Source organism: Edaphobacter sp., from assembly GCF_035763405.1.
Classification (GTDB): Bacteria; Acidobacteriota; Terriglobia; order Terriglobales; family Acidobacteriaceae; genus Edaphobacter.
Genome location: NZ_DASUBE010000080.1, coordinates 1 through 26,416, shown reverse-complemented (window position 1 = coordinate 26,416; position 26,416 = coordinate 1). Strand labels below are relative to the sequence as shown.

24 protein-coding genes, 4 tRNA genes and 1 pseudogene are annotated in these 26,416 nt (G+C 60.3%); 10 read left to right on the top strand and 19 right to left on the bottom strand.

Annotated features, from left to right (window positions below; all coding sequences use genetic code 11):
* The 8 genes from VFU66_RS07900 to VFU66_RS07865 form a co-directional block, all read right to left on the bottom strand.
* Positions 1-129 (bottom strand): GTP-binding protein (locus VFU66_RS07900; RefSeq protein WP_326445398.1); only part of this gene is annotated, 129 nt, incomplete at its 3' end.
* A gap of 72 nt (positions 130-201) precedes the next feature.
* Positions 202-510: a hypothetical protein gene (locus VFU66_RS07895; RefSeq protein ID WP_326445694.1), complete on the bottom strand. Its 309-nt coding sequence runs from the start codon at positions 508-510 to the stop codon at positions 202-204.
* Positions 511-560: 50 nt separating this feature from the next.
* Positions 561-635, bottom strand: a tRNA-Gly gene (locus VFU66_RS07890).
* 14 nt (positions 636-649) lie between these two features.
* Positions 650-724, bottom strand: a tRNA-Thr gene (locus tag VFU66_RS07885).
* Positions 725-769: 45 nt separating this feature from the next.
* On the bottom strand, positions 770-952 hold the full coding sequence (locus tag VFU66_RS07880; RefSeq protein ID WP_326445693.1) for a hypothetical protein: 183 nt from the start codon (positions 950-952) through the stop codon (positions 770-772).
* 37 nt (positions 953-989) lie between these two features.
* Positions 990-1,076: transfer RNA gene (locus VFU66_RS07875), tRNA-Tyr, on the bottom strand.
* A 148-nt stretch (positions 1,077-1,224) separates the two neighbouring features.
* A tRNA-Thr gene (locus VFU66_RS07870) sits at positions 1,225-1,300 on the bottom strand.
* 199 nt (positions 1,301-1,499) lie between these two features.
* Positions 1,500-2,654 carry an acyltransferase family protein gene (locus VFU66_RS07865; protein WP_326445692.1) on the bottom strand — a complete coding sequence of 385 codons (1,155 nt, stop codon included), beginning with the start codon at positions 2,652-2,654 and terminating at the stop codon, positions 1,500-1,502.
* Between the two features lie 144 nt (positions 2,655-2,798).
* Between VFU66_RS07865 and VFU66_RS07860 the strand changes: the two genes are divergently transcribed.
* From VFU66_RS07860 to VFU66_RS07850, 3 genes are all read left to right on the top strand, one after another.
* Positions 2,799-3,788 (top strand): hypothetical protein, encoded by a 990-nt coding sequence (locus VFU66_RS07860; RefSeq protein WP_326445691.1) that lies wholly within the window; start codon positions 2,799-2,801, stop codon positions 3,786-3,788.
* A gap of 27 nt (positions 3,789-3,815) precedes the next feature.
* On the top strand, positions 3,816-4,958 hold the full coding sequence (locus VFU66_RS07855; RefSeq protein WP_326445696.1) for an acyltransferase family protein: 1,143 nt from the start codon (positions 3,816-3,818) through the stop codon (positions 4,956-4,958).
* 122 nt (positions 4,959-5,080) lie between these two features.
* Entirely contained in the window at positions 5,081-6,394 is a 1,314-nt protein-coding gene (locus tag VFU66_RS07850; RefSeq protein WP_326445690.1) for a PQQ-dependent sugar dehydrogenase, read from the top strand.
* 125 nt (positions 6,395-6,519) lie between these two features.
* On the opposite strand, the gene moeB is transcribed toward VFU66_RS07850, so the two are convergent.
* The 4 genes from moeB to VFU66_RS07830 form a co-directional block, all read right to left on the bottom strand.
* Positions 6,520-7,755: a molybdopterin-synthase adenylyltransferase MoeB gene (gene moeB, locus VFU66_RS07845; protein WP_326445689.1), complete on the bottom strand. Its 1,236-nt coding sequence runs from the start codon at positions 7,753-7,755 to the stop codon at positions 6,520-6,522.
* Positions 7,756-7,958: 203 nt separating this feature from the next.
* Positions 7,959-8,249, bottom strand: a complete 291-nt coding sequence (locus VFU66_RS07840) for a MoaD/ThiS family protein (RefSeq protein ID WP_326445688.1) — start codon at positions 8,247-8,249, stop codon at positions 7,959-7,961.
* 15 nt (positions 8,250-8,264) lie between these two features.
* The gene (locus tag VFU66_RS07835) at positions 8,265-8,744 is read right to left on the bottom strand and encodes a M67 family metallopeptidase (RefSeq protein WP_326445687.1); all 480 of its coding nucleotides are present in this window, start codon (positions 8,742-8,744) and stop codon (positions 8,265-8,267) included.
* A complete protein-coding gene (locus VFU66_RS07830; RefSeq protein ID WP_326445686.1) occupies positions 8,745-9,686 on the bottom strand; it encodes a PLP-dependent cysteine synthase family protein in 942 nt (313 codons plus the stop codon).
* 98 nt (positions 9,687-9,784) lie between these two features.
* Here VFU66_RS07830 and VFU66_RS07825 point away from each other — a divergent pair, with 98 nt between their 5' ends.
* Positions 9,785-10,198, top strand: coding sequence for a hypothetical protein (locus tag VFU66_RS07825; RefSeq protein WP_326445685.1), 414 nt, complete (start codon positions 9,785-9,787; stop codon positions 10,196-10,198).
* Between the two features lie 44 nt (positions 10,199-10,242).
* On the opposite strand, the gene rsmI is transcribed toward VFU66_RS07825, so the two are convergent.
* The gene (gene rsmI / locus VFU66_RS07820; protein ID WP_326445684.1) at positions 10,243-11,118 is read right to left on the bottom strand and encodes a 16S rRNA (cytidine(1402)-2'-O)-methyltransferase; all 876 of its coding nucleotides are present in this window, start codon (positions 11,116-11,118) and stop codon (positions 10,243-10,245) included.
* Positions 11,118-12,224 carry a CBS domain-containing protein gene (locus VFU66_RS07815; RefSeq protein ID WP_326445683.1) on the bottom strand — a complete coding sequence of 369 codons (1,107 nt, stop codon included), beginning with the start codon at positions 12,222-12,224 and terminating at the stop codon, positions 11,118-11,120. Before VFU66_RS07815 ends, rsmI begins: the two co-directional genes overlap by 1 nt.
* Positions 12,225-12,272: 48 nt before the next feature.
* Here VFU66_RS07815 and rsmD point away from each other — a divergent pair, with 48 nt between their 5' ends.
* From rsmD to VFU66_RS07795, 4 genes are all read left to right on the top strand, one after another.
* Complete coding sequence (gene rsmD, locus VFU66_RS07810) at positions 12,273-12,836, top strand: 16S rRNA (guanine(966)-N(2))-methyltransferase RsmD (protein ID WP_326445682.1); 564 nt, start codon at positions 12,273-12,275, stop codon at positions 12,834-12,836.
* Between the two features lie 81 nt (positions 12,837-12,917).
* Entirely contained in the window at positions 12,918-14,594 is a 1,677-nt protein-coding gene (locus VFU66_RS07805) for an MFS transporter (RefSeq protein ID WP_326445681.1), read from the top strand.
* A gap of 322 nt (positions 14,595-14,916) precedes the next feature.
* Positions 14,917-15,603: a PEP-CTERM sorting domain-containing protein gene (locus VFU66_RS07800; protein WP_326445680.1), complete on the top strand. Its 687-nt coding sequence runs from the start codon at positions 14,917-14,919 to the stop codon at positions 15,601-15,603.
* A 164-nt stretch (positions 15,604-15,767) separates the two neighbouring features.
* Positions 15,768-16,970: an OmpA family protein gene (locus VFU66_RS07795; protein WP_326445679.1), complete on the top strand. Its 1,203-nt coding sequence runs from the start codon at positions 15,768-15,770 to the stop codon at positions 16,968-16,970.
* 14 nt (positions 16,971-16,984) lie between these two features.
* On the opposite strand, the gene VFU66_RS07790 is transcribed toward VFU66_RS07795, so the two are convergent.
* Both VFU66_RS07790 and VFU66_RS07785 read right to left on the bottom strand, forming a co-directional pair.
* Positions 16,985-19,468, bottom strand: a complete 2,484-nt coding sequence (locus tag VFU66_RS07790; protein WP_326445678.1) for a 2-oxoglutarate dehydrogenase E1 component — start codon at positions 19,466-19,468, stop codon at positions 16,985-16,987.
* Positions 19,469-19,564: 96 nt separating this feature from the next.
* The gene (locus VFU66_RS07785; protein ID WP_326445677.1) at positions 19,565-21,127 is read right to left on the bottom strand and encodes a D-arabinonate dehydratase; all 1,563 of its coding nucleotides are present in this window, start codon (positions 21,125-21,127) and stop codon (positions 19,565-19,567) included.
* Positions 21,128-21,295: 168 nt separating this feature from the next.
* Between VFU66_RS07785 and VFU66_RS07780 the strand changes: the two genes are divergently transcribed.
* On the top strand, positions 21,296-22,207 hold the full coding sequence (locus VFU66_RS07780; protein ID WP_326445695.1) for a hypothetical protein: 912 nt from the start codon (positions 21,296-21,298) through the stop codon (positions 22,205-22,207).
* A gap of 110 nt (positions 22,208-22,317) precedes the next feature.
* Here VFU66_RS07780 and VFU66_RS07775 read toward each other — a convergent pair whose 3' ends face one another.
* The 3 genes from VFU66_RS07775 to VFU66_RS07765 all read right to left on the bottom strand — a co-directional run bounded on the left by VFU66_RS07775 (position 22,318) and on the right by VFU66_RS07765 (position 25,597).
* Entirely contained in the window at positions 22,318-22,518 is a 201-nt protein-coding gene (locus VFU66_RS07775) for a cold-shock protein (protein WP_013581125.1), read from the bottom strand.
* A 203-nt stretch (positions 22,519-22,721) separates the two neighbouring features.
* On the bottom strand, positions 22,722-23,531 hold the full coding sequence (cmk, locus tag VFU66_RS07770; RefSeq protein WP_326445676.1) for a (d)CMP kinase: 810 nt from the start codon (positions 23,529-23,531) through the stop codon (positions 22,722-22,724).
* Positions 23,528-25,597, bottom strand: a complete 2,070-nt coding sequence (locus VFU66_RS07765) for a hypothetical protein (protein WP_326445675.1) — start codon at positions 25,595-25,597, stop codon at positions 23,528-23,530. Before VFU66_RS07765 ends, cmk begins: the two co-directional genes overlap by 4 nt.
* A 364-nt stretch (positions 25,598-25,961) precedes the next feature.
* On the opposite strand from VFU66_RS07765, the pseudogene VFU66_RS07760 reads away from it, so the two are divergent.
* Positions 25,962-26,416: pseudogene (locus VFU66_RS07760) on the top strand (hypothetical protein); the annotation flags it as partial.

Below are 26,416 nucleotides of genomic sequence, written 5' to 3'. Positions count from 1 at the left end.
GTTCTTCGGGTTGTGCTTCGACAGCACCTTCGTGATCGCCGCCGTCAGCGTCGTCTTGCCGTGATCGATGTGTCCGATCGTTCCAATGTTCACGTGCGGCTTTGACCGATCAAATTTTTCCTTCGCCATGACTCTCTCCGTCTCCTGTGTTGGCCGGCGCAGACCGGCGTTGTGTTCAAATCCAAAATCTAAAATTGGGGATCAATAATATGCGTACAACTTGAAGAACTTCTGCCGCAGCTCAGGCGCGACCTTCTCCAGCTTGGCGAGGTAGAACTCGCGGATCTGGCCCTGGTCTCCATTGGTCAGGCGGTTATATTCGCCTGCTGTCGCCGCGCCGAGCAGACCCTTGCGCAGAATGTCCTCGAAGTCGCGGACACGCAGTTTTGCCTGGTCCACCGACTTCAAAAAGCGGGCCACCTGTCCAGAAGCAAAGGAAGATTCGACAGCCGCCTTCACCGTAGCGAACGTCTCGGGATCGGCAATCGGAAGTACAGCCTGTTCATACATCGCGTTTCACAATCTCCTGCGCGCGGCCGGGCCGGACGCCTTCAAATCTATGGAGCGGGAGACGGGAATCGAACCCGCGACCAACAGCTTGGAAGGCTGTGACTCTACCACTGAGTTACTCCCGCCCACCGCAAAAACCTGGAGCTGATGATGGGGCTTGAACCCATGACCTCTCCCTTACCAAGGGAGTGCTCTACCACTGAGCTACATCAGCTTGCCTGTTACAACCTAACTCAACAATCCTACCGCGAACCCGCCCCTACCGCGAACGTATACGTCCCAGCACGATGCGGAAAGAAAAAAAACCGAGCAGTATCCACGTCAACTGCTGAATCTTCCCCGGCTCAATCGTCCGCCAGGCGCCAAATGCCAACAGGGCCATCACCGCCAGCGCAATCCACATCCGTCCACTGCTGGCAGGGCCAAAGTCCACAACGTTCACCAGTCCTGCAATCCCTTCAACACTACCGAAAAACTAATGGTGCACAGGGGAGGATTCGAACCTCCGTAGCGCGTTGCGCGGCAGATTTACAGTCTGCTGCCATTAACCACTCGGCCACCTGTGCACATTCTGCCAAACCGAACCGACACCCAGCCCCGACACCATTCATCGCGCCCGCGCAAACCGGCAGGTCAAAGTCTGAAGGAGTCTCCGGAGGTCTGTTTGCCAGAACGGCCCAACAGTACAACCAAATCTTTCCTGCCGTATGGAACTGGAGCTGGCGAAGGGACTTGAACCCCCGACCCTCTGATTACAAATCAGATGCTCTACCAGCTGAGCTACGCCAGCCCAAACAGTCTCTTCTATCTTACTAAAACTGCCCCCTGTAAGCCCGGACCGCAGAACGCGCACCAGTGCCCGCGCAGAGTGCGCCGCAGTCGTAACTTTAGCATAGCAAGAGTGCTCAATCAACATTTCGCCGTTTCCAGCCAGCAGTCCTTCCGCACATCACCGACATCATCTCTCGTCCTTGCTGGCCCAGATGAAATCAGGAGGAAGTCTGAACCGTAAAACGACCTGTGACATACCGGCTCAACTTTTTCGGCCAGTCACGATCCATACACGGGCGCTCAATCAACACGTAGAACACGGTCCCCAACGCCAGAATCAACGGCAACACGATCACAACCCCTGCCAAATACAAATAGCCATACGTTGCACCGGGATGGATCCTCGCAAACAATCTATAGCAGCCCTCCATCACCAGTGAGTGCGTCAGATACAGGCTGTAGCACATGCCGCCCACCGTCGTCACAAACGGATTGCGAAAGAATCGGTTCAACAATCTTCCCTTGAACGCGGAGGTAAACGCTGCAAAGAGCAGCAGGGGCATGCAGTATCCGGCCGCAGGATCGCTGATGAGGAACAGAGAGCACCACAGCGGGATTCCGCCCAGGTCCCACAACCATGACGACTTCAACCGGGGTAACACCGTCAAAAACCCGTCCGCCATCAGCAGGCCAGCCAAAAAGTACTGCGCGTAGCACCCGAGCGACAAAGACAGTCGCGTCCCGTTGCCATACGGCACATGCGCCCGTACTGCGCCGAATCCAATGATCGCGACCAGAAGGCACAGACGCCTCACCCACGTCTTCCGTGCAAAGAACAGGGCTGCCAACAGCGGTGCAACCAGATAGAACTGTACCTCAATCTCAAGCGACCAGCTTGGCTGGTGAATCATCGGGAACCCGCCATAAATCAGCCAGTGCAGATAGAACAGGCTCGCTATAAGATGCGGTAGCGCAATCCACGCCGGAACATGCTTGAAGGCCACCACCAACGGAAAGCGCACCAGCAGGTTGATAATGTACGGCGGCTCCAGGCGGGTGATCCGGCGCAGAAAGTATCGCTTCAGCTTGACCTGCCGTCCTCCGGCAATGTATTGCTCGGCAAATGGCAGGCCCAACACCAGGCCACTGATGGCAAAGAAAATCGGCACGCCGCGGTCCATATGGAAAACCATGGCAAGGCCCGTTGTCACCGGAGGAACAACAAAGCAAAGCCCGCACCCCATCAGCGACATCATCGCCAGGTGATAGAAGAGCACCGACGCTATCGCGATAAACCGCAGCCCGTCGATCTCCGGGACATAGAGCCCGCTCGACGTAATACGCCGTAATGATGTCCAGATGGGTTGTCTCATTGTACTGCCTGATTTATACAAGACATAATGGCCTGCGTATATAGAGCCCAGCGGAGAGACCTCGACTCGCGCCGCATCGCTGGCCTTTCACGCTGCAATCTGCGCTAAGCTGGATACGCAGGAGCGTCTGCCTCATTTCAATCTATGCGTAAGCGAACCCGTTACTCACTCTTGGTGGCGCTGGCGCTGATCGCCGCGCTTATTGTCGCCGTGCTGCTGCGCAAGGCCGCGCCCCCCGAAGTGGCTCGGCTGCTTCCTGAGTCCGACGCGATTATCTACGCCAACCTGCGGCCCCTGCGCCTGGCCACGCACTTCGAGCGCACCCGGATTCACCACAGTCCTGAGTACCAGCACTTCATCGACGCCACCGGCATCGATCCCGAGCGCGACCTCGACTCCGTAGCGTTTGCGCTGCACCGCATGGAGGACCCCAACGGTCCCAATGGACCCGTCGGCTACTCGGAGGTCTTCGAGGGCCGCTTTGACGGCACGCGCCTGGCCCGCTATCTCGCTGCGCTCGCAACGTCGCAGGAGACCTATGATGGCCGCACCATCTATACCATCCCCGTCGGAGAAGGCAAAGACATGCGCCCGCTCCGCGTTGTGCAGCTTGGCTACGACACCATCGCCGCCTCGAACATGCCCACGACCGAGCAGATTCACTCGATCCTCGACCGCCATCGCGCCGCAGCCTCGCCCTTCTCCGGCTCGTCGCTGCTTTCGGCGCGCTACCGAGACGTTCCGCTGCTTTCAAGCGCCTGGGCCATCGGACACATCGGCCTGCCCTTCTCCGACCGAGGCTACATCAGCATCTTCGGTCTGCAACTCCCGCTCTCCGAAGACACCACCTTCGTCGCCAGCCTGCGCTACGTCGGCGTGCTCCGCCTGCGCATCGAGGAGTTTGCCCCCACCGAAGCAGATGCGGCCCACACGGCCCAGACGCTCAACACGCTGCTCAACCTCTTCCGCTCCATTCAGAAGCCGCAGCCTGCGGACCCCAACGACGCTGCATTGCTCCAGATGACCAACTCCATCAAAATTGCGCAGGATGGGGATCGCGCGGTACTCACAGCAAATGTACCGCTCGAACTGCTCAAGCAGCTCACTGCCGCCCCGCCTAGTCCGCAGCCATGATTGACGATCGAATCGTCGATCGGATGCATGTATATATTTAGATTACTGAACGATATGTTGCACTCTCCGCAAAGCCCCGCCTACCTGGCACCGTCTGGAGGCAGGTTCCACGAACTGGACTCCATGCGCGGAATCGCCGCGCTCATTGTGCTGTTTCATCACTTCATCCTCATGTTTTACCCGGGTGTCCTGACACAGCTTGATTGGCGTTCACTATTGCTCTATCCGTTCGCCTCCGGACATGAGTCAGTGATGTTCTTTTTTGTATTGAGCGGCTTCGTCCTCACGCTTCCATTTCTTCGCGGCAAATCCCAGCCATACCTCGTCTTTCTCTGGCGGCGAGTTCTACGGATCTACGGTCCTTACCTTGGCGCGCTTTTCCTCGCTGTTGCCGGATGTGCTGTCTGGCATAACAGGCTCGGCTCGGCAGGCTGGGCAAGTGGAACCTGGGGCAGGCAGGTAGACCTCCGATCCGTCATGGAACACATTGCATTCCTGGGCGATTACGACTACTCCCGCTATAACACTGCCTTCTGGTCTCTCGTCTACGAAATGCGGATTTCCATTATCTTTCCAGCCATGTTCCTCGTGATGAACAAACTACGGCTTCGCTACGCCGCAATCCTTGTGGCAGCCAGCATCCTCATCGGCATCCGCGCGAGCGCCACAGTTGAATACGCCTCCATCTTTATGGTTGGCATCCTGTTCGCAAAAAATCTCAACAAGTTCGGCGAAGTTTACAAGAGTGCCGCGGCCTGGAAACGTTGGCTCATCGTGCTAGTTGCCTTTCTGCTCTATAACGGAGGGCACCTTCTCGATGGCGGGAGATTGTTCTCGCATATTGGCGACCTGCCTGTTGTCGCAGCCACAGTGGGCTTCATGCTCGTTGGGCTGAACTCATTCAAAGCAAGGCGGGTACTGAACTCAGCCATACCGGCATTTCTTGGAAAAATCTCCTACAGCCTTTACCTCGTTCATGCAACGGTGCTTTTTGCGTTGGCCGCGATGTTGAAAGACAAGATAACTCCCCTCGAGTTTTTCGCGCTTTTCATTTCGGCCGCAATCCTTCTATCATGGGCTTTCTATCGCGCAGTCGAGGCCCCGTTCACGCAGCTTAGCCGAAATGCCGGACGTCGCCCCGTTATCGAGCCCGTTGTAGCTGACCGGTAGTCATCAGCAATCTGACGAACCAGATCGAGTAACTCTCATCGTTCCTTTCGCAAATTCCGCTTCGCCAGGCAATCGGCAACGCAGGCCAGATGCTCGCACCTCGCAGGGAGAAAAACCCACTCATGCCTAAATCAGTCGCCTTTCAGCTTCTCGTATTCGCCGCCATCGCTTCCACGCTTCCAGCCGCGCTCTCCGCGCAATCCAACAAGACCGTCACTGGCCAGGCAGCTTTTCACGACTTCACCCAGGAGCATCCCGGCACCCGCTGGAAAATCACCGTTGCGGACCTGCCCGCGCCCAATCCCGAAGAGGCTGTCGACAACGGCGCCAGCATGGTCGCGCGCCCCGCCAACGCATGGCCACAGGCTCCCAAAGGCTTCAAGGTCGAGCTCTACGCCGAGGGCTTCCGGGAGCCGCGCCTGATCCGCACCGCGCCCAACGGCGACCTCTTCCTCGCGGACAGCGCCGCAGGAGAGGTCAAAGTCCTGCGCGGCGTTCAATCTGACGGCAAAGCCAAGACCGTTTCCGTCTATGCCAGCGGGCTCGACCATCCCTTCGGCATCAACTTCTACCCCAACGGCCCGCACCCCAAATGGGTCTATATCGCCAACACCACTTCGCTCGTCCGCTTTCCCTATAAAGACGGCGACCTCAAGGCCACAGCCGCGCCCCAGACGATCGTGCCCGTCCTGCCCGGCTATGCTCAGCTTCGTGGAGGCGGCCACTGGACGCGCGATGTTGTCTTCTCGAAGGACGGCCAGCGCATGTTTATCTCCGTTGGCTCGGCCTCGAATGTCGATAACCCAGACGCCCATCCGCGTGAGTTCCACCGCGCCGACGTGCTCGAATACACACCCGAGGGCAAGTTCATCAAGGTCTACGCCTACGGCATCCGCAACTGCGTCGGTGAAGCGATCAACCCCACCACCGGCCAGCTTTGGTGTTCTACGAACGAGCGCGACAACCTGGGCAACAACCTCGTCCCCGACTACATCACTCACATCGAAGAAGACGGCTTCTATGGATGGCCCTGGTTCTACATGGGAGGCCATCAGGACCCGCGACTGCCGGGCACGCACCCGGAGTTGAAGTCCAGGGTCATCGTCCCCGATGTGCTTCTGCAACCGCACTTCGCTTCGCTTGAGATGACCTTCTACGAGGCGAGCCAGTTCCCAGCCGAGTACAAAGGTGATGCCTTCGCCGCCGAGCACGGATCGTGGAACCGCAATCACCGCGCGGGCTACGAGGTCATCCGCGTTCCCATGAAGAACGGCCACGCCACCGGCGAGTACGAAGACTTCCTCACCGGCTTTGTTCGGCCCGATGGCAAAGTGTGGGGCCGGCCAGTGGGTGTGGCCGTGGCCAACGACGGCTCCCTGTTCGTCACCGACGACGGCACCAACAGCGTCTGGCACGTCATTTACACCGGCAAATAGCAGCGCCAACGGAACCAACCGTTGTCATGCTTCGCCGAAGGCGGAGAACCTGCTTCTGCTTTCTTAACCTTCTTAGGCCGCAGTTGTTGAAACTGCGGCCTAAGACATTGAGCGGATGGGTTTGCTCAGTACTTCGGCATCGTCGGGTCGATCTTGTCGGCCCACGCCAGAATGCCTCCGGTGAGGTTCGAGACGTTCGTGAAGCCTGCGGCCTTGAGGGCGACGGCGGCCTTCTGGCTGCGCGCTCCTGAGCGGCAGTGGACGATGACCTCGTCGTTCTTGTGCGCAGCGATCTCGCTGAGACGTGATTCGATTGTGCCAAGCGGGATGAGCGGCGCGCCGAGGTTGGCGATCTGGTACTCGTGCGGCTCGCGCACGTCGAGCACGAAGACGTTCTCCTTCGCGTCCAGCTTTTTCTTAAGCGCCTCGACCGAGATCTGCGGGATGCCATCGACGACCGCGGCATCGGCCACGGCCTTGTCGCGGGCGACTTCAAGTGGCCCAACCGAGGTGGGCTTCTCGATGCCGCAGAACTGGTCGTAGTCGATCAGCTCGGTGACGGTGGGGTGCGTGCCGCAGACCGGGCAGTCGGGGTTCTTGCGCAGCTTAAGCTGGCGGAAGTTCATGCCCAGCGCATCGACCAGCAGCAGGCGTCCGACGAGCGGCTCGCCGATGCCGAGGATGAGCTTGATGGTCTCGGTGGCCTGGATAATGCCGAGCAGGCCCGGCAGAATGCCGAGCACGCCGCCTTCCGCGCACGAGGGCACGAGCCCCGGCGGTGGCGGCTCCGGATAGAGGCAGCGGTAGCACGGGCCGAGCGGCGCGCCGAAGACGCTGGCCTGGCCCTCGAAGCGATAGATCGAAGCGTAGGCGTTCGGCTTGCCCAGCAGGACGCAGGCGTCATTGACGAGGTAGCGCGTCTGGAAGTTGTCGGTGCCGTCGGCGATGACGTCGTAGTCCTTGAGGATGTCGAGCGCATTGTGGCTCGTGAGCATCGTATTGTGCTTGACGACGTTCAGGTTCGGATTCAGGCCCTTGAGCATCAACTCGGCCGAGTCCACCTTGAGCTTGCCGACGGTGGCCTCGGAGTGGATGATCTGGCGCTGGAGATTGCTCTTGTCAACGACATCGAAGTCGATCAAACCGAGCGTGCCAACGCCGGCGGCGGCGAGGTAGAGTGCTAGCGGCGCGCCAAGTCCGCCGGTGCCGACACAGAGGACCTTCGCAGCCTTGAGCTTGCGCTGGCCCTCCATGCCCACCTCGGGCAGGATGAGGTGGCGGGAGTAGCGGGCGATCTCGTCGTTAGAGAGCTTGGGCAGTTCCTGACGTAGTTCTGCGGTTTCTTCGATTGCAGTAGGCATTCGAGCTTCCTCGATGTGTTTGCTTAATTCTAGATGCTTTTCAGAGAAAAATGGCTCAGAGTCCGGCTTTGGACGTCCGTGTAAGCCCTTCCCCCGGCTGGTAATCCATTGGAAGGAAAGCAGGTTTCCTCCCTCTAGCTACGGAATAGCCGTGCAGGAGGTTGCCTTACAACAAGATGTAAGCCGTAGCAAGTCGCGCAGGATCAACGACAACAACAGGCGGAGCCGCCCGCGATGGAGGGGATGATGGTGAGTTCGTCGGTGTCCTTAACGGCTGCGGACTCCTTTTCCGCAAGATAGCGGATGTCGTCGTCGTTCAGGTAGACGTTGACGAAGGAGCGGAGCTTGCCCTCGGCGGTGAAGAGGTGCTGCTTCAGGTCGGGATACTTCGCAGTAAGACCTTCAAAGACTGCGCTGACCGTCGCGCCCGGAATCGTGACGGTTTCGAGTCCGCCCGTGTAGGTCCGCAACGGCGTTGGGATGTGGATGTTCATGCCTTGCCTTTCTTATTACGCGCCGCTGGGAACTGCAGCGGCCATGTCGATCTGAATTGCTTCGTCTTCAAATTTCTTCGTGTCCTCGTCCGTGCCGGTCAGCAGGAAGGAGTTGGTGATAGCGGCCTTGCCCTTCTCGACGGCGGTGATGACGTAGGAGCATCCGATCCAGTGCGCCTCGGCGAAGTCGGTCGTGGACCACTGCGCAGGGTGGTCAGGGTGCGAGTGGTAGAAGCCCACAATGTCGAGCCCCAGTCCGCGCGCCTGCCTCTGGATCTTTACCAGCTCCTGCGGGGCGATGTTGTAGCGGTTGTGCGCTGAATCCGTGCGCGTGTTGCCCGCGCGAACGATCTGGCGGACGTGGTTGATCGCCTGAACGCCTGCGCTCTCGCCTGGCAGGCTTTTGCCGAGCAGCACGCCGCAGCACTCGTGGGGGTAGGTCTCTTCGCCGTGCGCGCGCAGGGCTTCGTAGTTGGCGTGGTCAATGCGCAGCATCTACTCCTGCTCCTCCTGCCAGAACCGTTCGCTCATATACTTCTCCGCCGAGTCGCAGAGGATCGTCACAATCACCGCCTCGCGTCCGGCTGCGGCTTCGCGCTCCGCCACCTCCAGCGAAGTAGCCACCGCAGCAGCGGCGGAGATACCCACAAGCAATCCCTGGTTGCGGGCAAGGCTCTTCACCATCTTGTACGAAGTCTCTGTGGCCATCTCGATGTTCTCATCGGCAAGGGCGGCATCGTAGATGCGCGGCACAATCGCCGTCGGCATGTGCTTCAGCCCCTCAAGTCCGTTGAAGGGAGAGTCGGGCTGCATCGAGATGCAGCGAATCTTCGGGTTCAACTCACGCAGCCGTCGCGTCGTGCCCATGAACGTCCCGCTGGTGCCGAGACCGGCCACGAAGTGAGTAATCTGCCCCTCGGTCTGCTCCCAGATCTCGTTTGCGGTGGTGCGGTAGTGGGCGCGCCAGTTCTCGTCGTTCGAGTACTGATCAGCATAATAGTAACGATCGCCTTCGGCAGCGGCGAGCGCGCGCGCCTTGCGGATTGCGCCGTCGGAACCATCCGCCGGATCGGTCCAGATAATCTGCGCACCATAGGCAGCGAGATACCGCTTGCGCTCCGGCGAAACATTGGACGGCATGCAAAGCGTCACAGGAAAACCAAGAGCCGCGCCGAGCATGGCGTAAGCGATGCCCGTATTCCCGCTGGTGGCATCGAGCAGCCCGCGCGCCTGGCTGATCAGCCCGCGCTTCTGCGCATCCAGCACAATCGCCGAGGCTGCACGATCTTTGACAGAACCGCCGGGATTGGCCCACTCCGCTTTGCCAAGAATCTGGATGCCGGGCAGGTGCGCGGTCAGCCGCTCCAGACGGACGAGCGGCGTGTTGCCGATGCGTTCGAGGATGGTGGTGCCAAGCGGTTTGACAGTCGTCATCATGCAGTTTCCGATTGCAATCGTAGAACCTCCGGCTGGGCCGGATTGATGGTGTCGAGCGAATATGCGACAGTTATTAATAAGTCTAACGTATGGCGCTTATGGCAAAAAAGTCTTCTCATCGCACATTCAACGACGTCCTCTCCCTGCTTGGCGGTCAACGATTCGATGTTGCACCGGCGCAGGAGGGTGCAAAGCGCGTCCCGAACGCCTTTCAGGTACGCAAATACGGCTGCGCGGCTGAGATTGCCGCCGCTCCCGACGGCACCGTCCTGCTGCTGGCCCGCCCAGGCTGGGTGCTGAATGGCGAGATCTCGCGCCTGCTCGACCGGGGCTACCAGAAGTTTTTCAAATCGAGCAAGCTGGAAATTCCGGCAACCGCAGACCACCTGCGCGCGCTCCACGACTTCAGCGAAGAGCTGAACGAAGCCGCCGGTGCGACCACTCTTTATAACGAAGCCCTGGGCACAACCAGCGATGTGTACAACTACGACCGCGTCAAGGGCCGAGCGTAAGACTCAACACCGGCTGCACCAATGACATCGATCGAGCCGGACTGTCAGTGCTTGCGGCTTTGTTCGCGCTGAAGCTCACGATAGGCTTCGCTTTTGCCGATGCCGCGCTCGCGGGCTACACGCTTGAGCGCGTCCTTTTCCGAGATATTTTCCGATTGCATCAGTACGGCCACGTCCTGCGCGATACTTCTCGTTTGCTGTGTAGCCCCATTGGAAGTCTCCGGTGCGAACAGGAGAACAATCTCGCCTCGAATGGCCGGGCGTGCCGCGAGTTGATTGCGCACCTCACTAACCGGGCCGCGCAAAAACTCCTCGTGCAGCTTGGTGAGTTCACGCGCAATGACGATATGCTGCGACGCTGCGAAGACAACCTCGATGTCCGCAAGCGTCTCAATGATGCGGTGCGGGGCTTCGTAAAAAATATGCGTTGCGCCCGTGCGTGTGAGCGATTCGAGCGCGGTCTTCCTCTGCCCTGCCTTCGCGGGAAGAAATCCATGAAAGATGAACTGTTCGGTGGAGAGCCCGCTGGCGACCAGCGCGCTGATTGCGGCGTTGGCTCCCGGAACAGGATAGATCGCAACACCCGCAGCGATAGCCTCAGCGACAATCTGCGCGCCAGGGTCGGCAATGCCGGGCGTGCCCGCGTCGCTCACGACAGCGATGCGCGCGCCCTGCTTCAGTTGCGCAATCAACTCCTCGGCGCGCGGCCCCTCGTTGTGCAGATGATAGCTGACCGTGGGCGTTGCAATGCTGAAGTGGTTGAGCAGCTTCTGCGTCTGCCGCGTGTCCTCGCACGCGATGCGGTCCACGCTGCCAAGCACACGCAGCGCCCGCAGGGTGATGTCTTCGAGGTTGCCAATCGGCGTAGCGACGAGATAGAGGCCGGGGGCGAACGGCTCGTTTTGAGCAGAGCCTGGCATTATTCCTGGGTCCGAATCCTGCGGCGCTGGTTGAGCATTCCCATCGAGTGGGCGAGATTCTGCGGCGTGATGATGCCGACGATGCGGTCGCCTTCAAGCACCGGAACCATCTGCGCTCCCTGGCCGCCCATAATGCGGCGCAGAGTCTTCACCAGCGAGTCGTCGGGCTTGGCCGTCTGGAAGGAGCGCGTCATCACGCCTTGAATGTAGCCGTTGCCTTCGGCGTGCAGCGCCTCGACGATACCCTGCCGCGAGACCGCGCCCACCAGGTTCGCGCCGCGCACCACAGGAAAGACATCCTGCAAGGAATGGACCGAACGCTGGAGCGCATCTTCGAGCGTGTCCGAGGCCGAGAGCGTGGCAAACTGCGTCAGCATCACGTCGCGCATCCTGACCGTGTCCACGTCCGACTGAAGCAGCAAACCCTGGTCTTCCAGATGCGCACCAATCATGACAAAGGCGCCAAGCATCACCAACCACATATTCGGAATCAGCACGCCTGCGATCACCATTGCGATGGCAATCGCCTGCCCCAGGCCAGCAGAAGCGCGCATCCCTTTGATTGCGCCATGCGACTTGGCAAACTCCCCTCGAAAGACGCGGCCGCCATCGAGCGGCGAAGCAGGCAACAGATTCACCGCGCCCAGCAGCAGGTTCATCCACACCGAAGCGCGCATCAGATACGCAGGCGTAATCCAAGGCTTTTCGAGCAGATTAATCTGTGGCGAGATAATCAACACCAACGCAGCCAGCAGCAATCCGAAGGCAAAATTGGCAATGGGGCCAACAACGGCCATGCGCTTCTGCATCTCAGGCGTCGAGGAACGCTCGACCGCGTCGGGCGTGGCGTAAGTGAACAGTCCGCCGGTAGGAAGCAACAGAATGCTGCGCAGCTCCAGCCCGTGCCACGCCGCGGCGACCGCGCGCGCAACCTCGCGGACGATCACAGCACCCAGCAGAATCAGCCACAGCACAAAACCCCGCCCGCCGGTCGACCCGAAGGCCGACGCATAGCTGACCGCCAGCAAAAGCAAAAGCAGAAAGAAGGTGTGGATGCGCACCTCCACGCCGAGGAACTTGCCAACCGGAAATGACCACCCGCGCATGGCTCCATTGTATGCGCTCGTCGCCTTGCCATCGCTTACCATGGCAGAATGCGCGTGATTGCAGGCACATTCCGGTCGAGGCAGTTGACTGCCCCGCGCGGAATCAGTACCCGTCCGACCAGCGACAGGCTGCGCGAGACCCTGTTCAACATCCTCGCCCTGCGCATCGAAGGAAGCCGCTTCGTTGACCTCTACGCAGGCACCGGAGCTGTCGGAATTGAGGCCCTGAGCCGCGGCGCAGCGCACGTCTGGTTTGCCGAGAAGGCCGCTCCGTCAGTAGCCGCTATGCGCGCGAACCTTTCGGCGTTGAAGATTGCCAACGGCTTCACACTGGAGACGCGCGGAGTTGCAGCCCTGCTTGCGAAGCTCAGAGGGCCCGTCGATCTGGTCTTCCTTGACCCGCCCTACGAGTCGGAGGCGGAGTACAACGCAACCCTCAACTTTCTCGGCAGTGAACGCGGCCGCTCGTTGCTCGCCCCGGATGCTCTGGTCATCGCCGAGCACAGCAGTCGGAAGCATCTTGCGGAGCGTTATGGCACGCTCGTGCAGACACGGCTGGTTCGGCAGAGCGATGCGGCACTCAGCTTCTTCGAGCCGGAAAATAAAACATAGCGCAGAGACAGCCTGTCTTTAATCCGTCTTCTTCGGCCCGCATGTGCCGCGTCCAGCAGACCCCGTACACTAATCGAAGCGATGCCCTTCGAGACCCCCAACACCGGGCCACTCACTCCGTCATCGGAGAGCCCCAGCGGCTTCGCTCCGCTCCAGATCCCACTGTTCCGCGACCGCTGGGTCGCCAGCACCATCTCGTCGATCGGCACCTGGATGCAAGACACCGCCGGTACGTGGCTGATGACGGTCCTCACCCACTCGCCGCTGCTCATCGCACTGATGCAGACCGCAGCCAGCCTGCCCGTGCTCTTCCTCGGCCTGCTCGCCGGGGCCACGGCCGACATCTTCGACCGCCGCAAGCTGCTCATCTTCTGGCAGGCGTGGATGCTCGGCTCGGTCGGCATCCTCGCCCTGCTCACTTTTCTCGGCTACGTCTCGCCCTGGACCCTGCTCTCACTGACCTTCCTGCTCAACATTGGCTCGGCTATGAACAACCCAGCGTGGCAAGCCATCATTCCCGAGCTGGTACCCCGTGACCTGATTCCCGACTCGGTATCGCTCAACTCCGCCAGTAACAATCTCGCCCGCGCCGTCGGCCCCGCGCTCGGTGGCCTGATGGTCGCGGCCTTTAAACGCACCGACACCGGCGCAGCCTCCGTCTTTCTCCTCAACGCCATTTCCTTCGCCGCCGTCATCTGGGTGCTGGTCAACTGGAAGCGCATCCCGCTGTTCAAATCCACGCTGCCATCGGAGCGCATCGCCGCCTCCATCCGCTCCGGCTTGCGCTACGTGCGTTACGCGCCGGACCTCCGCGCGTCGCTCGTCCGCACCTTCACCTTTGCCTTCTTCCTCTCCGCCGTCTGGGCACTGCTGGCTGTCGTCGCCAGTCATGTTTTGCATCAAGGCGCGCTTGGCTACGGCATCCTGAACGGATCGCTCGGTCTTGGTGCGCTTGCAGGCGCAACCGCACTTCCCCGGGTCCGCCGCGGGTTCTCCGCCGACCGCATCATTGCTGCCGCAACGCTCTACAACGTGGTCACGCTGCTTGTGCTCGCCTACGTCCGCTCACCGGCGCTCATCATCGTCACGCTCGTCGTCTCGGGTTTTGCCTGGACCAGCACCCTCTCCACACTCAATACCTCTGTGCAACTCGCAGTGCCGGCCTGGGTGCAGGCCCGTGCGCTCGGCACCTACCTGATGACCTTTCAGGGCGGCATGGCCCTCGGATCGGTCCTCTGGGGCGCGCTCGCTGACCGCACCTCGACTCCCCTCTCGCTGACCGTCGCCGCCTGCGGTCTGGTCGTGACGCTACCCTTCGTCAGCCGCTTCCACATCCTGCAAGGCCCCATCCCCGACCACACGCCGTTCCACTCCGGCCGTCCTGCCCCGCAACTGCTCGCCGACGCCGAACCTACCGACGGCCCCGTGCGCATCTCCATCGAATACCGCATCCGGCCAGAGCACTACGCCGAGTTCAATCGAACCATCCACCAGCTCCGTGGCGTCCGGCTCCGCGACGGAGCCATCCGCTGGGGCATCTACCGCGACGCGATCGATCCCGAGCGGTTCAACGAGACCTTCCTCATGGAGTCCTGGCTCGACTACCTCCGCTCGCGCGAGCGCATCACCGCCGCCGACGAGGCCATCCGCGCCCGCGTCCGCGCGCTCCATCAGGGCAACGAGCCGCCCGCCGTCTCCTACCAGATCTACGCAAAAGAGATCACGGCACCCTCTGCACAGCCTGCAGAAGCTCTGTAAGCCTTCGACAAACCTGTTTACGGGGAAGCTGTCAGGGGCCCTCTTCCTCCCGCCCTCCAACAGACATGTAAACACCCGTATACATTCTTCCAAAACACTGTGCCAGAAATTGCAGTGTCAAATTTCTCTTCTCTCCGATTCGCAATCTCTTGCGCTCCGGACATCTTCATATACTTCCGCATTCCGGACACGACCAGCTAACCCACGACATCACTCAGGTTACAGAAGATATTGCTCGTCTGTGCATTGGCCATGCGGATGCATACCAGCCTGAGTACAGGCTTCAGAAACCCTACAGAATCAATTCCAAGAGGCTCACACAATGAAATTTTCCATTCGCAATCTCGCCCTTCTTCCCTGTCTTGTTGCGTTTGTTGCGCTGACAGGATTGTCCTCCACCGCAAAAGCTGACTCGTTCTCGGTCAATGGTTCGGTCTGGGAGCTTGGATCGTTTGCAAACGTGCCGCCCGCAGGCAGCTCCGTTTACGGCACAACGCCCACCGCTACGTTTACCGTGACGAACTCGTCTGCGACGAATCTTTTCAACTTCGACAGCCGAGGCGCCAGCGGCAACGCCACCTACTACACACTCAGCAGCTTCCTGACCTCAGGTGGAGATAACCTGTTCTATGGTACGGGCAGCAGCAAGGGCGGCGATTCCATCGACAACGATCTCTTCCAGTTCACTGGCTCGACGACGCTTTCGAACGGGACCTATACCTTTGAGCACGACGACGGTCTGCTTCTCTACCTCAACGGCACATTGGCAATCAATCAGGGCATTCCTACGTCACCGACCACGACACTCTTCACCGTGTGCGCGTCCGGATGCAATGCTGTCGCCGGAACCTACGACTTCACGCTTGACTACGCCGAGGTTGCTGGTCCTCCGGCAGTGCTTGAGACGAACCTGCCCCTCACCTCCACCCCGGAGCCCAGCAGCATCCTGCTGTTTGGCACTGGCCTGTTCGGAGTTGCGGGAATGATTCGCCGCCGCCTCTCGATCTAGCGTCGGCGTCTCTGATTTACCCAGCCCCCCACAGAATCCTCCTGGGGCTGGTCTTGCCCGAACATGGACACCCTTCCGTGTTCGGGCCTTTCTGTCTGTGGTTCCAACCTTAAAAATCTGCGGAAAATTTCTGCCATTCAGGGTCATCATCCGAAACCAGCTATATGAGACCCTTGATTCCGTTCTGCCTGTCCGCTCTCCTCCTTCTGGGTTCGACCGCTCCCGTCAACGCGCAAGGAATCTTCGGCAAGCTCAAGAACGCGGCGGAAAGCAAGGCACACGCGGCCACCAACACTTCGGACACGAACACCGAAACACCGCCTCCAGCCGCTCCGAGTCAGACCGCAGGCTCGGCAAGCGAAGCTCCAGCGCAGGACTCATCAGCCGATGCCACCGCACCCGCTGCCCCCGTCGGCATCACCGCCTACCAGAACTACGACTTCACTCCGGGCAGCACCATTCTGTTCTCGGATGACTTCACCGCCACGCAAGACGGCGAATTCCCTAACCAGTGGGAACTGATCGCCGGTCAGGGTGCCGCCAACAAACAACAGGGGCTGGAGACATTCACCCTCACGGACGGCAACTATGTCAGGGTGAGTCCCCGCATGAAGACCAAGACCTACCTCAGCGATCCGTACACCATCGAATTCGACACCTTTCCCAATCACAGCGGTGGCGATGTCGTCATCCTGCTCGAACATGACAGCGATGAGGCAAAGCTCTCTCTCGATCACACTTCAGTTTCCTACGATACGGATGGCGTCAGCCTCAGCGGCAATCTTCGCGAGGCTCTCAGCGGCGACGCTTATGACAACAAGTGGCACCACCTCGCCATCGCAGTCAAAAACGGCCAGATGAAGGTCTACGTCGACCAGAACCGAGTTCTCGTCGTACCCGACATGAAGTTCACAGCGCAATGGGTTCAGTTCGCCGGTATAGCCACCCAGGACATTCCCATCATCTTCGCCAACGTCCGCATTGCATCGGGCGCAGGCATGAACCTCATCGGCCAGAAGTTCACTGGCACAAAGATCGTCACGCATGGCATCAACTTCGACGTGGACAAGGCGACGCTGCGACCGGAGAGCATGGGCACGCTCAACCAAATCAAGCACCTGCTGGACAGCGATGCCAGCCTCAAATTCGAGATCGACGGCCACACCGACTCGACCGGCAGCTCAGCCCACAACCTCACCCTCTCCCAGCAACGCGCCGACGCCGTCAAAGCCCAGTTGGTCTCGATGGGCGTCAACGCCTCGCGCCTCACCGCCAAAGGCTACGGCGACACTAAGCCCATCGCCGACAACAGCACCGCCGAAGGCAAAGCCAACAACCGCCGCGTCGAGTTCGTCAAAACCACTTGAGACGGCAAGCGCGGCTAATCGGCCGTGCCAAACGCCAGGTCAATCAGCGTCTTCTCTTCAATCTCGTGCGCCTTGGCCGAGCCGGTCGCCGGAGTCGCATTCGCGCTGCGCTTCACGCTCAGCACGGCGCGATCGCCCGCGATGATCCGCAACAGCGGCATCACGTAGGAGTGCGCACCCATGTTGGCCGGCTCCTCCTGTACCCAGACGATCTCCTCCGCTCCCGGATGCTGGTCGAGCGCGGCCTGAAGCTCCGCCTCGGGCCACGGATAGAGCTGCTCTAAAAAGATAATGCCCACATCCGTGATCTTGCGCTTGGCACGCTCCACGCGAAGGTTGTGTCCGATCTTGCCGCTGGCAATCAGCAGACGACGCGGGTCCGTCACCGTCGTGTCGGCAAGCACGTTCTGGAACATCGGCAACGCGAAGTCAGCAACCGCCGAGGAAGCGTCGGGATGCCGCAACATGCTCTTTGGCGTAAACACCACCAGAGGCTTGCGCCAGTGACGCATCACCTGCCTGCGCAGCAGATGGAAGTACTGCGCCGCAGTCGAAGGCTGGCAGATCTGCATATTGTCGCTCGCCGCCAGTTGCAGGTAGCGTTCGATGCGTGCGCTCGAGTGCTCCGGCCCCTGCCCCTCGTATCCGTGCGGCAACAGCATCACCAGGCCCGAGAGCAGGTTCCACTTCGCCTCGCTCGCCGCGATGAACTGGTCGATGATGATCTGCGCACCGTTGGCGAAGTCGCCGAACTGTGCCTCCCACAGCACCAGCGCCTCCGGATAATCGCGAGAATAGCCATACTCGAAGCCCAGCACGCCCGCCTCCGAGAGCAGCGAGTTGTACACGTCATAGCGCCCTTGCGTGGGGCTCAGGTGTTCGAGCGGCGTGTACTTCACCTCGGTCTCGGTATCGATCAGCACCGAGTGCCGCTGATTGAATGTGCCGCGCTGCGAGTCCTGCCCGGTCAGCCGCACCGGCGTGCCCGCCTTCAGCAGCGAGGCAAACGCAATCTGCTCCGCCGTGCCGTAGTCGAACGGGCGCGTGCCATTGCCCATCTCCATTCGCTGCTCCAGCAGCTTCTTCACCTTGGGGTGAATGTGAAACGTCTCCGGATAAGCCGTAATCTGCTCTGTGAGTTCACGCACCACGCCTGCAGAAAGCCCCGTGACGATGTTCTCGTCCGCAGGCTTCAGCTCGCCGCCGTAGTAGCTGTCCCAATACGACGGAAGCTGCGCCAGCTTCGTCTTCTTGCCCGCCTTGCTGGCCGTCTTCTGGTCATCGAGAAACGCCTGCTGCACCTCGTGTACCTCGGCCGCCGGATCAACCCCAATCCGCTTCGCGTAAATCTGATACAGCGGCGGATGGTCCTTGATCGCGGCATACCGGCGTGGCTGCGTGACGGTCGGGTCGTCCACTTCGCTGTGCCCGTGCCTGCGATAGCCAATAAGATCAACAACAATGTCCGACAGAAACCGCTCGCGGTACTCCGCCGCCATCGTCGCCACGCGAACCACCGAGTCGGGATCCTCCGCATTCACATGAAAGATTGGAATCGGCAGCCGCTTCGCAATATCCGACGAGAAGCGCGTCGAGTTCGACTCTTCCGGAAGCGCCGTAAATCCGAGCAGATTATTCACAATCACGTGAATCGTGCCGCCCACGTTATAGCCGTGCAGCGTCGCCATGTTCAACGTCTCGGCCACAATGCCCTGCCCCGCGAACGCTGCATCGCCGTGGATAATCAGCGGCAGCACAGCCTTCTTGCCGTCCTTGCCGATGCGCACCTGTTTGGCGCGCGTGCGGCCCAGAATCACTGGGTCAATCGCCTCCAAATGGCTCGGGTTCGACGCCAGATGCAAGGAGATAACATTCCCGCCCGGTGTGCGGTACTCACCCGTCGCGCCGACGTGGTACTTCACGTCGCCGCCGCCCATCGTGCTGCGCGGATCGACATCCTCAAACCGCGTGAAGATCTCCGACGCCTTCCGGCCAATCGTGTTGACCATCACGTTCAGCCGTCCGCGATGGCTCATCGCAATCATCGCTCGCGTTACGCCCAGGTCGCCGCTCGTGGCAAAGACGCGGTCGAGAAATGGAATCAGCACCGTCAAACCTTCGAGCGAAAACCGTTTCGTCCCCAGATAGCGAGACTGAATGACCTGCTCAAAGAGATCGGCGCGAATCAGCTCTGTAAGAATGTGCGCCTGGTCCTGCTTCGGCGGAAGCTGCTCCATGCGCTCCTCAATCCACTGCCGCCGCTCCGCATCGAGCAGGTGCATGAACTCAACCGCAATCGAGCTGCAGTAGTAGCCTCGCGCCTCGCGGGCAAACTCGCCCTCGGGCACCGCCATAGGAAACGGCTCAGGCGGAAGATACTGTCCAAGCGGATCGAGCGATGCCTGCAGGTAGCCCCAGCGGCGAAAGATGTCAAAAATGAATTCACGCTCCGGCTCCATTGCCGGGGCCAGTGGGGTAGGGTCTGCCTTGGCGGCCATTCCAGTCCTCGCTTCAGATGGTTGCGCGATTTCTCGCGCACCTCTTTATGCTAGACCTTTTAGTGCGGCCTCACATGAAGTGAAGTTCATCTCTGCCTATAAAGTTGCACTCTGGAGCCAGGGTTGAAACTCTTCTTCGCCGAAGCCCAGCTCTTCGCTGCGCGTCAGCTTGCCTGAAGCCACCGCAAGCATTTCGCTGAATATCCGCGCGCCCGCCTGCTGCACGGTCTCTTCGCCATCAAGAATCGTGCCGCAGTTGATGTCCATGTCGTCTCTCATGCGGTTGAACAGAGGCGTGTTCGACGCAACCTTCAACGATGGCGTTGGCTTGCAGCCGAATACCGAACCGCGGCCCGTCGTAAAGCACAGCAGGTTCGCCCCGCTCGCTACCTGTCCCGTAGCCGAGACCGGATCGAAGCCCGGCGAGTCCATGAACACCAGGCCTTTCTCTCGTATCGGTTCCGCGTACAGATACACCCCATTCAGATTCGTCGTCCCACCCTTCGAAACCGCCCCGAGCGATTTTTCGATAATCGTCGTCAGCCCGCCCGTCTTGTTGCCAGGCTGAGGATTGTTGTCGATCGACCCCTTGTGCCGCGCCGTGTACTCCTCCCACCAGCGGATGCGATCAATCAGGCGCTCAGCGACTTCGGGACGCGACGAGCGCCGCGTCAGCAAATGCTCCGCTCCATAAATCTCCGGCGTCTCCGAGAGCACCGCCGTGCCTCCATTGCGCACCAGCATATCCACCGCTGCGCCAAGCGCAGGATTGGCGCTAATGCCCGAGTACGCATCCGACCCGCCGCACTGAAGCCCCAGAACCAGGTTCGAGGCCGAGACCTTCGTTCGACGGACGCGATCTGCCTCTTCAAGCATCTCCGTCACGGTGGCAATCCCCTTGCGGATCGAAGCGACCGTGCCGCCGTCCTCCTGAATCGCGCTCGTGCGCAACGCAGTGGCCGGACCGGTCAGCGCGATCAGGTGGTCAATCTGGTTGGTCTCGCAACCAAGCCCGAGCAACAGCACCGCACCAAAGTTGGGATGCGTGGCATATCCGGCAAAGACGCGGCGCAGCAGATCGGCGGGCTCGCCATGCTCGGCCATGCCGCAGCCTGTGCCGTGCGTAATGGCGATGACGCCGTCCACATTCGGATAACGCAGCATCACCTCGGGTGTGAAGTGCGCCGCAATGCGCCGGGCCACCGTGGCCGAACAGTTGACCGTCGTAAGGATGCCGACATAGTTGCGCGTCCCGACACGGCCATCGGGCCGGACAATGCCTTCAAATGTCGCCGTCGTTGCTCCATCCACGAACTCGGTCGGGCGGGCATCGACACCAATCGCGTAGTCTCGCTCAAAGCTGCCGGCCGCCAGGTTGTGGGTGTGAACATGCTCCCCTGCCGCAATCGGGAGCGTAGAAAATCCGATGATTTGATTGAACTTACGTACAGGCTGCCCCGCCTGCATGTCATGGACAGCTATCTTATGACCGGCCGGAATGTCCGCCAGAACAACCAGATGCAGGTCAGGATGGCTGTATCCAGCCGCAACCGGCTGTAGCGCAACAGCAACGTCGTCCGAGCCCCCGAACCTGAGTATCTGCGGAATCGACTGCTCCGAGTCTCTCTCCGCATCGATTTGATGAAGTGAATCCAGCATGACGGAATAATTGGTACAACCACACTGTATCCTAAAAGAGCGCCTGCGAGTTAGACAGATGCAGTTCTTGCCCGCAAATCGGAATGAATGGCCGCATCGCTCATCGTGCCGGTAACAGTGGAAATCCTGCTGAAGCAACGGTTGCGGAGACGCACTATAGTGGCAGATATGGTTGTCTCCACGCCCAGGCTCCTGATTCTGGTAGCAGCACTGGGCTGGCTGGCGGTTCCCGCATCGGCGCAGACAAAATCAGCCACCGAACCGGCAACCGTGGCGGCTCCGGTCGAAAAACCTTTACCCGACATTCCCACGCTGATCCGCGAGGTCGAAGCGCACCAGAAGGCCGCCGAATCCATCCAGAAAAACTATCTCTACCGTTCGGTCGTGACCGAGCAGGAGTCGAACGGACACGGCGGCATCAAAAAAACCTCCACGCGGGAGTATGACGTCTTCTGGATCGACGGCGTACCTGTATCCCGGCTGATGAAAAAAGACGGCAAGGATCTAAGCGAGAAGGAAATCCAGAAAGAGAACGAAGAGATCGACAAGCGCGTGGCCGAGGTGAAGGAGAAAAAAGCAAAGGCTATGCGTGAGGGCAAAGCAACCGACTCCGCCGGCAATGAGGTGGTGCCCGTGTCACGGCTGCTGGAGTTGCTGAGCTTTACCAATCCCCGCCGGGTCATGCTCAACGGGCGCGACACCATCGTGATGGACTGCGCAGGCGCCCCCCACGCGCAGCCGCGAGATCGTGCCGAGCGAGTCTATCGCGTCATCGCAGGCACCGCGTGGGTGGACGAGCAGGACCGCGCACTCGTCAAAGCCGAGGGCCGCTTCGTTGACTCATTTAAGATTGGCGGCGGGCTGGTAGCCAACATCCAGAAGGGCACCAGCTTCCAGATGGAGCAGACGAAGGTGAACGGCGAAGTGTGGCTGCCGTCCATGGCAGCAGGCAGCGGCTCGGCTCGCTTCTTCCTGCTCTTTCATTTCAATGGGACACTGAAGATGGTGAACTCAGGCTATCGGAAGTTCAAAGCAACATCGACAATTCTTCCTGACATAAAGGTACCGGCCTCGCAATAGTGGCGTGTAACGCTCCAGATGCGGGGTGCCTACAGGGTGAAACACGCAAAGGGATAGCATGATGCTATCCCTTGCGTCAAACCTGGGTAATGCTGTGCGCTAGATAGAACTTAGAGAGGCTGGACGTCCGACGCCTGCCAACCTTTGGGTCCCTTCACCACGTTGAACTGCACTGCCTGGCCTTCCTGAAGGCTCTTGAAACCGTTGGAGTTGATGGCGGAATAGTGCACGAACACATCCTCACCGTTCTGCCGGCTGATAAAGCCAAACCCCTTGGCATCGTTGAACCACTTAACTGTTCCCTGTTCCATGTTCGTTATTTCCTTATGTTGCTGATGAATTTGCCGCTAGATCCAAATCGGGGTTCGTACAAAGTCTTGCAGAAAACCAATCTGTTTCAAACGATGTGTGAAGGTTAGCACAGAAAGCAAATTTTTTTCTGAAAAACGCGGAATAAGTTAAGCTTGCACAGTTTCTTGTGCAACCTACGCGGAAAGTACTGCTTCTTCGGGGGTTACAGCCTCGCCCCATCCAGGTGCGAGCGGACAATCTGCTCCGCCTGGCCAAGCACCTCATCTAGCGTAAGAGCTGTCGAGTCAAGAACAACGGCATCGGAAGCTGGGCGAAGCGGCGACTCCGCACGGTTGCGGTCGCGTTCGTCCCGCTCCTTCATCTCCCGGACGACGGCCTCCCGGGCCTGGCGTTGTCGCTCAACCGCAGTCGGATCAGGCATGTCCCCATCCTCCCTGACCGTGGAGGTCTGGCGGTAGCGGCGGCTGCCCCGCACCTCTGGCGCAGCATCGAGAAATATCTTGACCTCGGCATCGGGAAAGACCACCGTCCCGATGTCGCGGCCTTCCATCACCACGCCCCCTTCGGCCCCAAGAGCGCGCTGCTGCTGTACCATCCACTGGCGCAGATTGTGGTGAACCGAGACCCGGGACGCGCCAGCCGTCACATCCTGCTCGCGAATGCGGCGTGAGACATCGACGCCATCGAGCAACACGCGGTTGCCCTCAAGCTGCGGCTCGAGCGTAATCCGCGTATGCGTAGCCAGCTCCAGCAGCGGGCTCTCTTCATCAAAAGCAAGATCGTTTTCAATCGCCTTCAGTGCCAATGCGCGGTACATCGCCCCGGTTTCGAGATTGAGATACCCGAATCGCCGCGCCAGATGCGCCGCCAGCGTGCTCTTGCCCGCGCCGGCTGGCCCGTCGATGGCGATGACAGGACGCTCGCGGCAGACCGGGCAACTGGCACGCAGCTCGGCCTCGGGCTGCGTGCTGCCCGGTTGGCCCGGAGCTTCGGAGTAGGAGGTAGGCTTCATTCTGCGGCATCACCTTTGTCTGGTTTGAATTTACGCGCCGGAGGACGTTTGCCGAAGGGCTTTTTGTTGCCCTTGAACTTGTCGAACGGACCAGAAGACTTTGCTCCCGCTTTGCCGTAAGGCTTCTTGCCGGCGAACGTCTTCGCCCCTGCGCTGCGGTCGCCGGCTGGTTTGTCGAAACGCTTCGGCTTGCCGGAATGCCCGGCGAAGGGCTTGCTGCCGAACTTCTTCGGCTTGAATTCGCCGCGCGGTCTGTCCCTACGCTCCGCAGCTCCTTCTTCAGCGCGCGCAGGCCGGTTGGACGAGAAAGGACGCGGTTTGCGCGGAGCATCGAACTTGCGGAAGGGCGGCCCGCCGCGTTGTTCTCTGCGATCGTCGCCGCGACGACCCTCGTATTTGCCGCGATCGCTTCGTTCCTTTTGATCAAAGCGCGGCTTGTCGCCGAACTCGCGGCGAGGTGGACGCCCTTCGGCACGATTCTCAAACGGCTTACGGTCGAAGCCTTGGCGATCGCGGTCAAAACGCCTGGGCTTCGAGAAGCCTCCAGCCGAGCGCGATCCCTCGCGGTCGCGGCGGAAGGCGGGACGGGCTTCGTCGCGGCGAGGCTTGTCGCCGAACGGCTTGCGTTCACGGTCGAAGGGCTTCCGCTCACGATCAAAAGGCTTGCGCTCAGAGGATGACTTACGGTCAAAAGGCTTGCGCTCAAAGGATGACTTACGGTCAAAAGGCTTGCGCTCAAAGGATGGTTTACGTTCAAAGGGTTTGCGTTCACGGACGGGACGCTTGCCTTCCCGGTCGAAACTCTGCTGCTTACGCGGAGATCCCTCGCGCGGCAGAGCAGGCGACTCGCTGGCCGCCGCCGTCTCCTGCTCGCGCAACATGGCGTAGTACGACTTCGGGCGACGGACATTTTCTTCGCTCTTGCCCTCGATCGAGTCAGCCCGCCTGCGCGGTCGCTTCTCCTCATTCCACGGCTTCGTGAAACCACCCGCATCCCGCTTGAACGGACGCCGTGTGCGTTCAGCATCGCTGCGACCTGGTCGAGCGGCAAACCCGGTGCCCACTTTGCGCGGCTTGGGAACGAACTTTTTGATGCGCGGCGCTTCCGTGCCTTCTACCGATCTCGCTCCGCTATCTTCAGCAGTGACCTCAATCGTCTCCGTCGCCTCTTCCACCGGAACCGGCTCTGCGGCAAACGCCGGAGCCTCGCCCGCAACGTGGAGGACCGTGCGGCCCTCGATGGCCATCGTCTCCAGTTGACGCGCCGCGACCAGCGCGTGCATCACATCGCGTGTCCGCGAACGCGCTGCCAGTGGCGAGAGAAAGACCTCAATCTCTTCCTCGGTGGCGACAAGCGCCTGCCCAAGATAGAGCGAGATCAGCGCCGAGAGCGCCGTCGGCTGGCCTGCGTTGGCCCCAGCCTTAATCTGTTTGGTGAAGCGTGTGGTCATCAACTCCCACTGCGCAGGCGCACCGTCCGGCTGCGGAACAGGCACGACACGCAGATGCTGCCACAACTCCGTCAACGCGCGAAGAACCGCGGCCTCCGTCACTTCCTTGCCCAGCAGCGTGACCAGATCGTAGGCCGTCAGCGTCACCTTTTCAACGAGCAGGTTGTACGTCGCCAGCGCAAGCGGTGAGACCTTGCCGGCCCCGCTCGTAGCCGGAGGCTGTTTCCACGCCTTGTCGCCGCGCAGCGTGAAGATATACGGAAGCGCCGTGGTCGAGACGATGAAGTCCGGCGTCTCGCTGCCCGCGCCCGTGGGGCTGCCCAGCAGATACAACGGGACCGCCGCTCCATCGGCGACGAGCCGAGTGAGCAGGCTGCGCGCCTCCTCGGACTCGGCAGGAGAAGGTGCTCCATTCGCCGCGCCAAGCGTCGCCTCCACCAGCGAAGGCGCGGGCGCCGGAAGCTGCGTCGCGCGCGGCGCATAAAGAATCAGTCCCGACGCATGAACCCAGTCGCGCAGCATATTGATGGTCAGGATAGGATTGCCGTCCTGATGCCAGTGCGCGCGACGCGCCGCGGCAAGTTGATCCGTGGTGGGAGTACTTAGGTTACTCAAAGTGTTGCCTTCCTGCTGGGCGTATGATGCGCACACCAACTCTCCATGGCCTGGGCCAGGGAGTGACGAACTTCCTTCTTTTGAGAGCAATGGCGCAACGCTTGAACACGCGCGGCACTTGATTCGTTATCACAAGGATACCGCATCACAGAGGCAGACCATCCGGAGCGGCAGGCTTTGCTCCGCAGACCACCACGCAGAAGGCAAAGATAACTGCTTGACGAAGCAGAGCTTACCTGAGCGATGCAACGGACGACGAAAACCGGAGCAACAGCAGCGCAACCCCATACATCACACGGGACAAACATCGACCGCCACAGCAGTCGATACAAACGGAACACACCATGGAGGAATTAAGAAGACAATGAAATATCTCCCCATACTCCCCATCCTGTTTCTATCCATTTCGCTTCAAGCGCAAACAGCAGATACGTCAGGAACAGCAAACGCTGCGGCCGACGCCAACGCCGCGACCTCCGCTGCGCGTCCATCAGCACAGTCTGCCGCCTCCGCTGCCGAAGCCGCAAATGTCTCGGCCGAACTCACCAAAAAACTCGACACCCGCCACGCCCACGTAGGCGATGAGGTGCTTGCCAGAACCACCCAGAGCGCAACGCTCGCCGACGGCACCAGGCTGCCAAGCGGCACCAAGCTGGTAGGCAAGGTCACGGAAGTTCACGCACGCTCCAAGGCCGACAAGAGTGCGCATCTCGCCTTTGAGCTGGACCACGCCGTGTTGCGCCATGGCCGTGAGGTGCCCATCCATGCCATGCTCACGTCCGTGACTGCCTCTTCTCTCTCCGCTGCAACTGACGATAG

What these genes read in the sequence shown, in the direction of transcription:
- VFU66_RS07780 (WP_326445695.1), top strand. Translation starts at nt 21,296, where the DNA reads ATGGTTGTCTCCACGCCCAGGCTCCTGATTCTGGTAGCAGCACTGGGC.
- VFU66_RS07895 (WP_326445694.1), bottom strand. Translation starts at nt 510, where the DNA reads ATGTATGAACAGGCTGTACTTCCGATTGCCGATCCCGAGACGTTCGCT.
- VFU66_RS07860 (WP_326445691.1), top strand. Translation starts at nt 2,799, where the DNA reads ATGCGTAAGCGAACCCGTTACTCACTCTTGGTGGCGCTGGCGCTGATC.
- cmk (WP_326445676.1), bottom strand. Translation starts at nt 23,531, where the DNA reads ATGAAGCCTACCTCCTACTCCGAAGCTCCGGGCCAACCGGGCAGCACG.
- VFU66_RS07835 (WP_326445687.1), bottom strand. Translation starts at nt 8,744, where the DNA reads ATGCTGCGCATTGACCACGCCAACTACGAAGCCCTGCGCGCGCACGGC.
- VFU66_RS07840 (WP_326445688.1), bottom strand. Translation starts at nt 8,249, where the DNA reads ATGAACATCCACATCCCAACGCCGTTGCGGACCTACACGGGCGGACTC.
- moeB (WP_326445689.1), bottom strand. Translation starts at nt 7,755, where the DNA reads ATGCCTACTGCAATCGAAGAAACCGCAGAACTACGTCAGGAACTGCCC.
- VFU66_RS07850 (WP_326445690.1), top strand. Translation starts at nt 5,081, where the DNA reads ATGCCTAAATCAGTCGCCTTTCAGCTTCTCGTATTCGCCGCCATCGCT.
- VFU66_RS07805 (WP_326445681.1), top strand. Translation starts at nt 12,918, where the DNA reads ATGCCCTTCGAGACCCCCAACACCGGGCCACTCACTCCGTCATCGGAG.
- VFU66_RS07795 (WP_326445679.1), top strand. Translation starts at nt 15,768, where the DNA reads ATGAGACCCTTGATTCCGTTCTGCCTGTCCGCTCTCCTCCTTCTGGGT.
- VFU66_RS07855 (WP_326445696.1), top strand. Translation starts at nt 3,816, where the DNA reads ATGTATATATTTAGATTACTGAACGATATGTTGCACTCTCCGCAAAGC.
- VFU66_RS07790 (WP_326445678.1), bottom strand. Translation starts at nt 19,468, where the DNA reads ATGGCCGCCAAGGCAGACCCTACCCCACTGGCCCCGGCAATGGAGCCG.
- VFU66_RS07775 (WP_013581125.1), bottom strand. Translation starts at nt 22,518, where the DNA reads ATGGAACAGGGAACAGTTAAGTGGTTCAACGATGCCAAGGGGTTTGGC.
- VFU66_RS07815 (WP_326445683.1), bottom strand. Translation starts at nt 12,224, where the DNA reads ATGCGCGGGTGGTCATTTCCGGTTGGCAAGTTCCTCGGCGTGGAGGTG.
- rsmI (WP_326445684.1), bottom strand. Translation starts at nt 11,118, where the DNA reads ATGCCAGGCTCTGCTCAAAACGAGCCGTTCGCCCCCGGCCTCTATCTC.
- VFU66_RS07800 (WP_326445680.1), top strand. Translation starts at nt 14,917, where the DNA reads ATGAAATTTTCCATTCGCAATCTCGCCCTTCTTCCCTGTCTTGTTGCG.
- VFU66_RS07825 (WP_326445685.1), top strand. Translation starts at nt 9,785, where the DNA reads ATGGCAAAAAAGTCTTCTCATCGCACATTCAACGACGTCCTCTCCCTG.
- VFU66_RS07830 (WP_326445686.1), bottom strand. Translation starts at nt 9,686, where the DNA reads ATGATGACGACTGTCAAACCGCTTGGCACCACCATCCTCGAACGCATC.
- VFU66_RS07865 (WP_326445692.1), bottom strand. Translation starts at nt 2,654, where the DNA reads ATGAGACAACCCATCTGGACATCATTACGGCGTATTACGTCGAGCGGG.
- VFU66_RS07785 (WP_326445677.1), bottom strand. Translation starts at nt 21,127, where the DNA reads ATGCTGGATTCACTTCATCAAATCGATGCGGAGAGAGACTCGGAGCAG.
- rsmD (WP_326445682.1), top strand. Translation starts at nt 12,273, where the DNA reads ATGCGCGTGATTGCAGGCACATTCCGGTCGAGGCAGTTGACTGCCCCG.